The following is an 11,901-nucleotide window of genomic DNA, read 5'->3' on the forward strand; positions in this document are numbered from 1 at the left end:
ACTCAAACAATTCTGAATTTTTCACCAAGCAAAAAACCACTTAGACACTTGCGGGAACAGCACATATTGTAAGACGTAACAAACCGTGCGTCAGCGAGGGTTGCATCTTACACTATGCCCGCGGAAGCGAAATGGTTTTTTGCGCTATAGATAGTGAGTATTTCGTATTAGATGCACTAGTGCCAGTTACTCAAGTCGTCACTTTGCATGCAGGGGTGTTTTATGTAATAAAAAAACTATAGACAAACCGAAAATTATTCCAGTTTGCCTATAGTCTGAGGCACGCTTACGCAAGTGCCCTTACTTACACATTTTGTTGATTGTTTGTGCTATTTCGTTCAGCTAAAATACGTGTTTCGATTTCCTTAGATTTTAATTCCTGCTTTTTAGAGATTTTACGGAAAATCATAAACACACCTATACATAAAATAAGCATGATTAAAAATTCAAAAGCTGCTGGAATATAAGCTGTTTTATCTTCAGGGAAATATAAAAATTGATACATTAAATGTTCCATATTTTCTACACGTCCTTACAATTATTATTCAAAAACTGTAATTGACTCAATTTTAACATCTTCAAGCGGTTTATCGCGGTTATCTTTTGCTACATCAGCAATTTTATCAACGATATCCATACCCTCTACAACATGACCGAATACCGAATGTTTATGGTCTAACCATGGTGTTCCACCGTTTTGTGCATATGCTTCAATAATTTCTTCTGGGAAACCAGCACCTTGAAGTTGGCGTAGCATATCACTTGGAAGGTGTTTCATTTGTACGATAAAGAATTGAGAACCGTTTGTGTTTGGACCAGCGTTAGCCATTGAAAGAGCACCACGTAGGTTAAATAATTCATCAGAAAACTCATCTTCAAATGAGTTACCCCAAATTGACTCACCGCCCATACCAGTACCAGTTGGGTCACCGCCTTGAATCATGAAATCTTGAATAACACGGTGGAAAATGATTCCATCGTAATATCCTGATTTTGCATGCCCTAAGAAATTTTCAACTGTTTTTGGTGCTTGTTTTGGAAATAATTTAATTTTAAGCGCACCTAAAGTTGTTTTCATTTCTACTAGTACTTCGCCTTCTTGTACTTCTGTTGTTAATTGTGGAAACATTGGAGTCTCTCCTTTAAAAGTAAAATTTCAGTTTCAATGAAAATGATCATCCTAGATCATTCCTGACCTCATATTAGTCTAACATACTTCCTAGCCGTTTTCTCCACCTAAGTATTGACGAATTTTGTAATTTTACAATCGTTCAGCCAATTATATTTTTGAAAACGAAGAAACTTCTGGTTGATACCTATGGTAGTATAACCCAAAATGATGCTGGAAGAAACGGGCTATCTTTGCTATTTCTTTTTATAGTTTCTTATCGTGTAAATAGGTCTCAACGAGTATTTGGAATACATCCAAAATATGCTATTCTGTTGAAAGACTTATTTTCAAAGTTGGAGGCATTTATGAAAAAAGTTTTTGGTTTTATTATTATTACTCTATGTTTACCTACCATTTGGTGGATTGGTACGAATATACGAGCAGAGTTAAATACAGCCCAAGCCCATGAACAACAAATTGAGGAAACGATTGATATACCTGAAGTACAGGTTCAGCTTCCCGTCACATTAATAGATCAAGATGGTCAAACCTTTAGCGAAGAATATGTCGAATGGAGACAGCCTTTAACACTGCAAGAAATTCCACAAATTGCCCAGGAAATTTTTATTGCTAGTGAGGATGCCGACTTTTATGATCATATCGGCTTCGATCTTAGTGCTATTATTCGTGCTGTTGTCGCTAACTCTAATGCCAATGCTACTTCGCAAGGAGGCAGTACCATTACCCAACAGCTTGTTCGAATGCGCTATTTGTCTGACGAAAAAACGTACGAACGAAAATTGACGGAATTATTTTATGCCTACGAGCTTGAAAAAAAATACGATAAAGAAGCTATTTTAACGATGTATTTAAATGAATCTTATTTTAGCAATCAAGTATATGGTATAGGAAGTGCAGCGACCTATTATTTTCAAAAACCTATTCAAGATTTATCAATTGCTGAAATAGCTTTTATTTCTGCGATTCCAAACAATCCATCGCTTTATAATCCATTAAAAAATTTTGATGAAACAAAGGCAAGGCAGGAACGGCTACTCGATACACTAGCTGTAAGTGGTGCTATTACAAAAGAAGATGCAGCTTCTTATAAAGCAACACCAGTAATATTAAATGTGAAAAATAAGATGCAAAGCTATCCGATGTATAGCACTTACGTTCTGCAAGAGCTACGCTGGCTTGTAGCCGAGAAAGAAGGCTACAGAGATCGACTTCAAAATACCCAAAGTGAAGAAGAAAAAAAATCGATTCAAGCACAACTAGACAATCGTCTCAATACTTTGTTCCAGAATGGTTTAACTATTTATACGGCGCTTGATCCAACTAAACAGGATCATGATGAAGAGCAAATGACAGCTATATTAGGGACTGGACAATTGCAAGCTGCAGGAGCTGTAATTAATAACGCCTCACGTGAAATCATCAGTCTATATGCTGGAAAAAATTACGAGAAATTTGATTATCATCGAGCTTTTCAAGGACCAAGACAGCCAGGTTCAGCATTTAAGCCACTTGCTGTCTATGCACCTTTTTTTGAAACGACAACAAACACGCCCGATTCCATTGTGAACGGTGGTAGTTATTGTGTCGGTTCTTTTTGCCCTCAAAACTATGGGGGGTATAAATACGGGGATGTAACTATTCGAACAGCATTCCGTAATAGTTATAATACATCTGCTCTTCGCCTTTTTAATGCTGTTGGAGTCGAAACTGCATTTAGTTACCTTGATCGCTTTCATTTCCGCTCCATCGTTGCAAAGGATCATACGTATGCCGCTTCATTGGGTGGATTAACATATGGTGTCACAGCTCTTGAGTTAGCGGATGCCTACACAAGCTTTATTGACGGCTCATATGTCCTTGCCCATAGTATTCGTAAGGTGACAGCAAATGACGGCACTGTACTATATAGCTGGGATACCGAACGTGATCAAATATGGTCACCCAAAACGGTAAAATATATGCGAGAGTTACTAACAGAAGTTGTAACAAATGGTACAGGGCAAGGTGTTTATAATAATAGTAACTATGTTGGTGCTAAAACAGGTACGACAAATGATTACCGCGATTATTGGCTAGCTGGTTTAAATGATCAGTATACAGCTGCCGTCTGGCTTGGCTATGATAAACCTCAACCAATGGAAAAACTAGAAGCCTATAAAATTCATCACAAGCTATTTAATGTTTTACTAGAGTAAAGTTTCTTAGCAAATAACGACCCCTTATAGCGTAAAAACCCACTTCGCTTTTAACGGGCACTTTGTAAGCCGCAACCATCGCTTTCGCGCGATTTGTTGTGGCTTACTTTGTATGTGTTCCCGTAAGAGGCTATGTGGGTTTTTACTTGGCTATTAAAAAATAGTACTGGTAGAATTCAGAATTGTTTGAGTGACTGGCACTTACTTTATTTCGCAAAAGGTAGACTTGCCAGTACACCGTTATACAATTTTAAAATCACATAAACTAATAACGAAAATAATATTGTCCACATGAAAAGTTCAAATATTAGTAATCCAATCGTGCCACCCATGGACATGAAAAGGCTCATTTTATAAATAAGATAAATGAAATAGACAAAAATCGTTAATACGAATATACCTGCTAATGCATAAATGGATTGAATAGCAAAGACAGAACACATAGCTCCAATAAATAGAATGACATAGCCTCCACGTGCTTGGCTTACTGCTGCCCCTTCATTATCTTTTGAAAAAAATAACATACCTAGTTCATGAATTGTTTCACCAACTAATTTAAGCGCAGAAATTGCCATGAAAAAAATAACAGCAAATACAACAAGCAATAATAGACGTAATTCAAAATCCGATAAAAATTCACGCATTCCTGAATAAACACCGATTGCTTGAAATAATTGTAATGCTTTGCCAACTGCATACATACCGAACGTTAAACTAAACAATAAAATTGTAATTAATGGTAAATAACCATATATGTAAGGGTTCCTCATAAAAAATTTTTTCCTCTGTTTTTTTTTGATAACTTCCTATTTATAATATAGCTAAAATTCTCCTGCTATCCAAGTTAAATCCTGTTAGTCGATATGCATTCCCTACGAAAGTACGTTATAATTATTACACTTACCTGCATAAAGGAGGATTTTTTTGTTACAAGTACTCTATATTTTCATCCCGATGCTTGCTGCAATATTTGTGCCTTTTATATATAAAAGCGTTAAAAATATTCACACAGGCTGGTTTGTTCTTGCAGTACCTGCAACACTCGCCATTATTTATGCTACTTATATAGCGAGAGTTGCCCAAGGAGAAGTGTTTTATGATGGAATACCTTGGATTCCATCGCTCGATATTTCTGTCGTATCATATTTGGATGGACTTAGCTTACTATTTTCGTTACTCATTACAGGAATTGGCTCGCTCGTTGTGCTTTACTCCATTTTTTACTTAGATAAACATAAAGAAAAACTACATAATTTTTATGTTTACTTATTATTATTTATGACCGCAATGCTCGGTGTTGTACAATCTGACCATTTAATTACTTTGTACTTCTTCTGGGAGTTAACGTCGATTTCATCATTCCTACTTATTGGTTATTGGTACACACGTGATGCTTCTCGCTTCGGTGCACTAAAATCCATGATGATTACAGTCTTCGGCGGCTTAATGATGTTAGGAGGATTTATCCTTCTTTATTTAATGGGTGGAACATATTCAATTCGTGAACTTGTTGCAATGGCACCAAATTTAGTGCAAAATCCATTGTTCACATGGGCACTCGTTTTACTACTCCTTGGCGCATTTACAAAATCTGCACAATTTCCATTCTACATTTGGTTACCTGATGCAATGGAAGCACCGACACCAGTCAGCGCATATTTACACTCTGCAACAATGGTAAAAGCAGGGATTTACTTAGTTGCTCGCTTTACACCAATTTTTGCAGCTTCTGAGTTATGGGTCTGGCTTGTTACAGGAGTAGGTCTGTTAACGCTATTCTGGGGTTCGTTTTTTGCATTAAAGCAAACCGATTTAAAAGGAATTCTAGCGTTTTCTACCGTCAGTCAGCTTGGATTAATTATGTCTTTACTAGGCGCTGGGGCAGTTGCATTTCATGTAAACGGTGCAGCTGATTCAGTGTTTAAATATGCGGCCTTTGCAGCCGTTTTCCACCTTATTAACCATGCAACATTTAAAGGTAGCTTATTCATGATTGCAGGGATTATCGATCATGAAACAGGTACTCGGGATATCCGTAAACTTGGGGGATTAATGAGCGTTATGCCTCTTAGCTTTACAGTGGCGGCAATTGGTAGCTTCTCGATGGCTGGATTACCTCCATTTAATGGTTTCCTAAGTAAGGAAATGTTCTTAACTGCTATGTTAGCACTTCAAAATTTTGAATTTTTTGGTTTTGATACATGGGGCGTTCTTTTCCCTATCGTTGCTTGGGTAGCGAGTATTTTTACGTTTATTTATAGTTTCTACTTTGTATTTAGAACGTTTACAGGAAAATATAAACCAGAGCTTTACGCTCATAAACCACATGAGGCTCCAATTGGTATGCTAATATCACCGATGATTTTAGCATCATTGGTAGTCATTATTTTCTTCATCCCTAATATAATTGGGGATACGTTTGTAAAGCCTGCAGTACAAGCCATTCAGCCGTTTTTATATGATGTCCCTAAAGATATCAATATTCATGTGGCTGCCTGGCATGGGGGTCTAACACCAGAATTAATCATGACTATTGGTATTGTCATTATAGGCGTCTTACTATTTGTAGCCTTACCTAAATGGCAAGGCATCTATAACCTATTTCCACGTGCTTTTACGCTTAATAATGCATATGACAAAACAATGCTTGGTTTAGATGTCGGATTAAATCGTGTATCACGTCTTTATATGACTGGTTCTATGCGCCACTATCTACTGTACATGTTTAGTGCTATTGCTGTTATTTCAATTGGGACCTTATTTGTCAAGGATGCCTTTTCATTATCCTTTGAAGGTGCGGCCCCAATTCGATCTTACCAATTAATTTTAATTGTCGTGTTAATTATTGGCACAACGATTACTATTTTTGCGAAGTCACGTCTTACAGCAATCATTGGACTTGGCTCTGTCGGATACACTGTTGCATTATTTTTCGTTATTTTTAATGCACCTGATTTAGCATTAACACAGTTAGTTATTGAAACGATTTCTGTTGCATTATTTTTATTGGCGTTTTATCATCTTCCGAAGCTCGGAAAACGTGAGGAACGCATGCGCTTTCAGTTAAATCGCGCGGTTATTTCAATCGCAGTTGGTGTGATGGTGACGCTTATAGCCTTATCGGCACATTCTCAAAAGCTTGTCCCGACTATCTCAAAATATTACGAAGAAACCGTCTATTCATTAGCGGGTGGCGGGAATATTGTAAATGTTATTTTAGTAGACTATCGTGGCTTCGATACATTATTTGAAATTACAGTGTTAGGTATTGCTGGAATGGCAATTTTAGCAATGATTAAGCTGCGTATGAATAGAAAGGAGAAATCGCATGAAAACAAATGATGTGATAATACAATTTACAGCTAAAATTGTATTCTTCATTATTTTCTTCTTCTCCATTCATATTTTTTTAGCTGGTCATTATACACCAGGTGGAGGCTTTGTTGGAGGACTTTTAACATCCAGTGCTATCGTGCTCTTAGTACTTGCCTTTGATTTAAACACTGTACGCAATGTTTTACCGATCAACTATACGTATTTAACTGCAACGGGCTTATTATTGGCACTTGCAACAGCGGCATTCCCTATGTTTTTGGGGAAACCATTTTTCACACATTTCTTTGATTATTTCGAACTACCGCTTCTAGGTAAGCAATCCTTACACACTGCAATGCTTTTTGATAGCGGTGTTTACTTGGTTGTTGTTGGCGTTACGATGACCATTATTCAAACGATTGGAGAGGATGAATAATGGAAATAATTATGGCGTTTGTCATTGGCTTTTTGTTTATGGCAGCGGTTTATTTAATATTATCGAAAAGCTTATTACGCATTATTATCGGTACTGGGCTTCTAAGCCACGGTGCACATTTACTCATTTTAACAATGGGTGGACTTACAGGGGAGGCTCCACCTGTTTTAAAAGAAGGCGCCAAAACGTTTGCTGATCCTTTACCACAAGCTTTAATTTTAACGGCTATTGTTATTAGCTTTGGGGTAACGGCATTCTTCCTAGTACTTGCATATCGTTCATATCAGGAGCTAGAGACAGATGATATTAGCTTAATGAGAGGAAGTGATGAGGATGAATAACTTCCTTTTACTACCAATCATCATTCCGTTTTTCTTCGGCATGATTTTAATGTTTGGGCAAAAAAATTTAAAATATCAACGTTCGTTTGCTTTACTAGGCATTCTACTTGCTTTCATATCAGCCGTTTCTCTTTTATTGAAAGTAAAAAATGATGGTCTGCAGAAAGTTACATTCGGAGATTGGCCTGTACCATATGGTATAACAATGGTTTCTGATATGATGTCTGCACTGTTAGTAACAACGACATTACTCATTGCATTCTTCGTTGTTTGGTATGGCTTTGGTTCTATTACAGAGGAGCGTGAACGCTTTTTCTATTACCCTGGTATTATGTTTATTTTAACAGGAGTGAATGGCGCATTTACGACAGGGGATATTTTTAACTTATTCGTATTCTTTGAAGTATTATTAATGGCGTCATATTTACTCATTGTACTAGGTGGAGAAAAAGGACAACTTAAAGGCTCCATTAAATATATTTTAATTAATGTCATATCTTCGGCATTGTTTGTTATTACAGTAGCTTTCCTTTACTCAGTTGTAGGCACATTAAATATGGCCGACATTGCAGTGAAAATTAGCGAGATTAATCAGCCAGGTATCATAACCGTTATTGCTGTATTGTTTTTAATGGTATTTGGATTAAAAGCAGCGATATTCCCGCTTTATTTCTGGCTTCCAACTTCTTATGCAGCTGCACCGATTCCTGTGTTAACACTTTTTGGTGCACTTCTAACAAAAGTTGGCGTTTACGCGATTACACGCACATACACACTATTTTTCGTACATGATTTATCGTATACACATCATTTGCTGATGATACTAGCGATTGGAACGATTATTGCAGGCTGTATCGGGGCACTTGCCTATTTCGATGTCAAACTCATTATTATCTATAATATTGTTATTGCAGTAGGTGTCATTTTATTTGGTGTATCTCAAATGAATGAAGTGGCGTTAAAGGGTGCGATGTTCTACTTAATCCATGACATGCTTATAAAGGCAGCCCTCTTTATGTTGATTGGTATTGTAATCTACATTACAGGCACATCCGATTTACGGAAAATGGGCGGTCTTATGAAAAAGTACCCTGTGCTAGGCTGGTTTTATTTAATAGCTGCCTTCGGTTTAGCAGGGATTCCCCCACTTAGTGGTTTTGTTGGAAAGCTGTTAATAGTTCAAGGGGGCTTTGAGGCTGGTAGCATATGGAGTAGTATCTTTATTTTAGCCTCATCTTTACTTGTGCTACTTTCTGTTATTCGTATTTTCCTTTATGCCTTCTGGGGAGAGGAAAAAACGACAACGGGTACTGTCGATAAAAAAGTATATACTACCCTTTTTGTGCCAACTGTCGTATTGGTGCTTATTACAGTAGCATACGGTGTTGGTTCAGAGTGGATTACACCGTTTATGGATGATGCTGCGAAACTATTAAATGACCCATCTATTTATATAGATGCTGTAATGAAGGAGGATTAGAGCTATGGCATTTCAAATTATTTTAAACTTTGCTCTTGCCTTCGTTTGGATGTTTCTTTCATCTAACTATACAGCAACAGGCTTTATAGTAGGCTTCATTCTCGGTATCATATTGCTCGTGATTATGAGAAGATTCTTTTTTAAACGGCTCTATGTTTTCCGTATATGGGCAATTATTAAACTTACTGTCCTCTTCTTTAAGGAATTAATATTAGCAAATATTCAAGTACTGAAAGTTGTATTAAAGCCTAAGCTAGATATGCAACCTGCCTTCTTTGCTTACCCTACTGTCCTGAAAGAAGATTGGGAAATTACATTATTATCGAGTCTCATTACTTTAACACCAGGAACCGTTGTCGTTCATGTATCGGATGATGCAAAAACTTTGTATGTCCATGCAATTGATATTAGCGATGTAGACGATGCCATTGCATCCATTCGTGATTCTTTTGAAAAAGCCATTTTGGAGGTGAGTAAATCATGATGACGTTTATTATTGCATCGATCGTAGTGATTTGCTTATCAATGATAGCAGTGATTTTCCGTATGGTAAAAGGCCCATCCGCGTCAGATCGCGTTGTAGCACTAGATTCCTTAGGGGTGTCACTAATTTCATTAATCGCTTTATTTTCAATTTTAGTGGAAACGAGCTTCTTTTTAGAAATTGTATTATTGTTAGCGATTTTATCGTTCATCGGTACAGTTGCTTTCTCTAAATTCATAGAGAAAGGAGATATCATTAAACGTGACAATTCTCGCTAATACTATAGTTATTCTGTTCATTTCTATCGGAGTACTATTTATCGTCGTAACAGCTATAGGGCTAATTCGATTACCTGATTTGTATACACGTGCACATGCCGCTTCTAAAAGTGCAACACTCGGTGTTATGTGTGTATTGATTGGCGTATTCTTTCACTTTTGGCTTATCGAGGATCATTTTAACCCTCGTATTTTACTCGGTATATTGTTTCTCTTTATTACAGGCCCTGTCGGTGGACATATCATGACCCGTTCGTCCTATATAGCAGGTGTTAAACCTTGGAAGGGAACAGTACGTGACGAGCTAGGTCCTGAAATTGATAAAATGAAAAAAGAACAAGGTATCAAATAAGAGGCTGAGACAAAAATAAAAAGTGTTAGATTGACTGCAATCAATCTAACACTTTTTTGTTATGCCGTTGATGTTCACTACAGCGGTTATTTTACGCAGGTTTTACCGGCGATTCAGGGGACTTTTCTGGCTAGTTTTAAATATAGCCTTTATCCGTTAAAAACGTCGTTAACTGCTCTACACATTCCTCAATAGAGTAGCGCTCCGTATCCAAAATATATTCTGGATGTTCAGGTTCTTCGTATGGTGCACTAATACCTGTAAAATTAGCAATTTCCGCATTGCGCGCTTTTTTATAAAGACCTTTTGGATCGCGCTGTTCACATGTTTCTACGGAGCATCTCACATACACTTCTAAAAATTCTCCTTCTTCCACTAGCTTACGAACTACTTGGCGATCTTCTCTATACGGAGAAATAAATGCCGTGAGGACAATTTGACCGCCTTCCACAAAAAGCTTGGAAACTTCCCCGATACGCCTTATATTTTCCTTACGGCTTACTTCGTCAAAGCCTAAATCATTATTTAAACCATGTCTTACATTATCACCATCCAGTACGAATGCCTGGTTCCCTCGTTCAAACAGGGCACGGGCAAGGGCATTTGCTACTGATGATTTCCCAGAAGCGGATAGCCCTGTAAACCATAAAATAAAGCTTTGGTGTTTGTTTTGAGTGCGACGTTCTTCTTTTGTAATGGATGACTCATGCCAGACGATATTGGAACTCATTTTAACACCTCCTCACGCATTCCTTTAATAAGTACATCGACAACCTCTTTACGACTAAATGTACTTGGAGGAACTTCCCCATTTCGTAGCATTTCCCGCACTTTCGTACCAGATAAAATAACATGTGATGCACTATCATGCGGGCATGTTTTTGTAGTAGCCATACCTTCACATTTAGTGCAATAGAAGCTATGTTCAAACTTTAAAGGAACAATACCAAGTTCATCTTCTGTAAATTGTTCAAAGATTTTTTGTGCATCGTATGTTCCATAATAATCACCTACCCCTGCGTGATCACGTCCTACAATAAAATGGGTGCAGCCGTAATTTTTTCGCACAAGTGCATGAAAGATAGCTTCCTTTGGCCCTGCATAACGCATAGCTGCTGGAAAGACCCCTAATTGCACACGATTTTGAGGATAGTAATTTTCTAAAAGAACCTCATAGCTCTCCATACGTATAGCTGCTGATACATCATCCGACTTCGTTTCACCTACTAACGGATTTAAAAATAAGCCATCGATTGTTTCTAATGCCGCCTTTTGGATATATTCATGTGCACGATGAACAGGATTACGTGTTTGGAAGCCCACAATTGTTTGCCATCCCTTTTCCTTAAACAGCTGACGTGTTTCCTTTGGATCAAATGAGTAAGTAGGGAATTTTTGCTCAAGACGCTTTATTAATGTAATTTTCCCTCCAACATATATTGCCTGCCGCTCATGGAGCTTTTTCACACCAGGATGTGCTAAATCCTGTGTACCGTAAACGAGTAGTGCCTCTTTTTGTTTATCTGGCTCATATATATCAGTGATATCAATGACACCATAGATTTCGTTGCCATATACTAATTTTGCTTCATCCCCTGGCTGTAATGTTGCTGCGACTTCGTTGTTAACAGGTAGTGTAATAGGAATACTCCACACAATTCCAGAGGCTAACCTTGTATGTTCAACGACAGCTTCATAATCACTTTTAGTTAAAAAACCATCGATTGGACTATATCCACCGATTGCAATTAACTCTACATCGCTTAACGCGATTACATCCAATTCAATCTCCTTTTTAATATGTACTACCGATTTCTGTGGATTATAGGCTTGCACTAAAGAACCGCCATGTGGTTGTAGCGTCATTTTTATTCCTCCTAAATTAATT

Annotated in this window: 13 protein-coding genes; 8 read left to right on the forward strand and 5 right to left on the reverse strand. The window is 37.4% G+C overall.

Annotation, left to right across the window (positions count from 1 at the left end; genetic code table 11):
* Positions 1 to 304 precede the first annotated feature (304 nt).
* On the reverse strand, positions 305 to 517 hold the full coding sequence (locus ACIP9C_RS17420; RefSeq protein WP_173479753.1) for a hypothetical protein: 213 nt from the start codon (positions 515 to 517) through the stop codon (positions 305 to 307).
* Positions 518 to 541: 24 nt separating this feature from the next.
* Positions 542 to 1,129 (reverse strand): peptidylprolyl isomerase, encoded by a 588-nt coding sequence (locus tag ACIP9C_RS17425; RefSeq protein ID WP_340822860.1) that lies wholly within the window; start codon positions 1,127 to 1,129, stop codon positions 542 to 544.
* Positions 1,130 to 1,476: 347 nt separating this feature from the next.
* Between ACIP9C_RS17425 and ACIP9C_RS17430 the strand changes: the two genes are divergently transcribed.
* Positions 1,477 to 3,327, forward strand: coding sequence for a transglycosylase domain-containing protein (locus ACIP9C_RS17430; RefSeq protein WP_401012605.1), 1,851 nt, complete (start codon positions 1,477 to 1,479; stop codon positions 3,325 to 3,327).
* 206 nt (positions 3,328 to 3,533) lie between these two features.
* Here ACIP9C_RS17430 and ACIP9C_RS17435 read toward each other — a convergent pair whose 3' ends face one another.
* Complete coding sequence (locus tag ACIP9C_RS17435) at positions 3,534 to 4,097, reverse strand: DUF5366 family protein (protein ID WP_401012607.1); 564 nt, start codon at positions 4,095 to 4,097, stop codon at positions 3,534 to 3,536.
* Positions 4,098 to 4,251: 154 nt separating this feature from the next.
* Here ACIP9C_RS17435 and ACIP9C_RS17440 point away from each other — a divergent pair, with 154 nt between their 5' ends.
* The 7 genes from ACIP9C_RS17440 to mnhG are packed head-to-tail and all read left to right on the forward strand — an operon-like array spanning position 4,252 to position 10,013.
* Positions 4,252 to 6,669 carry a Na+/H+ antiporter subunit A gene (locus tag ACIP9C_RS17440; RefSeq protein WP_401012609.1) on the forward strand — a complete coding sequence of 806 codons (2,418 nt, stop codon included), beginning with the start codon at positions 4,252 to 4,254 and terminating at the stop codon, positions 6,667 to 6,669.
* On the forward strand, positions 6,656 to 7,078 hold the full coding sequence (locus ACIP9C_RS17445; protein WP_340822856.1) for a Na(+)/H(+) antiporter subunit B: 423 nt from the start codon (positions 6,656 to 6,658) through the stop codon (positions 7,076 to 7,078). Before ACIP9C_RS17440 ends, ACIP9C_RS17445 begins: the two co-directional genes overlap by 14 nt.
* Positions 7,078 to 7,419, forward strand: coding sequence for a Na(+)/H(+) antiporter subunit C (locus ACIP9C_RS17450; protein ID WP_024364871.1), 342 nt, complete (start codon positions 7,078 to 7,080; stop codon positions 7,417 to 7,419). The genes ACIP9C_RS17445 and ACIP9C_RS17450 overlap by 1 nt, the downstream gene beginning before the upstream one ends.
* A complete protein-coding gene (locus ACIP9C_RS17455) occupies positions 7,412 to 8,899 on the forward strand; it encodes a Na+/H+ antiporter subunit D (protein ID WP_401012612.1) in 1,488 nt (495 codons plus the stop codon). The genes ACIP9C_RS17450 and ACIP9C_RS17455 overlap by 8 nt, the downstream gene beginning before the upstream one ends.
* 4 nt (positions 8,900 to 8,903) lie before the next feature.
* Positions 8,904 to 9,383, forward strand: coding sequence for a Na+/H+ antiporter subunit E (locus tag ACIP9C_RS17460; RefSeq protein ID WP_401012614.1), 480 nt, complete (start codon positions 8,904 to 8,906; stop codon positions 9,381 to 9,383).
* Positions 9,380 to 9,661, forward strand: a complete 282-nt coding sequence (locus ACIP9C_RS17465) for a Na(+)/H(+) antiporter subunit F1 (protein WP_401012616.1) — start codon at positions 9,380 to 9,382, stop codon at positions 9,659 to 9,661. The genes ACIP9C_RS17460 and ACIP9C_RS17465 overlap by 4 nt, the downstream gene beginning before the upstream one ends.
* Positions 9,645 to 10,013, forward strand: coding sequence for a monovalent cation/H(+) antiporter subunit G (mnhG, locus tag ACIP9C_RS17470; RefSeq protein ID WP_340822851.1), 369 nt, complete (start codon positions 9,645 to 9,647; stop codon positions 10,011 to 10,013). The genes ACIP9C_RS17465 and mnhG overlap by 17 nt, the downstream gene beginning before the upstream one ends.
* A gap of 136 nt (positions 10,014 to 10,149) precedes the next feature.
* Here mnhG and cysC read toward each other — a convergent pair whose 3' ends face one another.
* Complete coding sequence (cysC, locus tag ACIP9C_RS17475; protein ID WP_401012618.1) at positions 10,150 to 10,743, reverse strand: adenylyl-sulfate kinase; 594 nt, start codon at positions 10,741 to 10,743, stop codon at positions 10,150 to 10,152.
* On the reverse strand, positions 10,740 to 11,879 hold the full coding sequence (gene sat, locus ACIP9C_RS17480) for a sulfate adenylyltransferase (RefSeq protein WP_401012620.1): 1,140 nt from the start codon (positions 11,877 to 11,879) through the stop codon (positions 10,740 to 10,742). The genes cysC and sat overlap by 4 nt, the downstream gene beginning before the upstream one ends.
* Between the last annotated feature and the right edge of the window lie 22 nt (positions 11,880 to 11,901).

Origin of the sequence: Lysinibacillus sp. NPDC093210, from assembly GCF_044753985.1 — a bacterium.
In the GTDB taxonomy this organism is placed as follows: domain Bacteria; phylum Bacillota; class Bacilli; order Bacillales_A; family Planococcaceae; genus Lysinibacillus.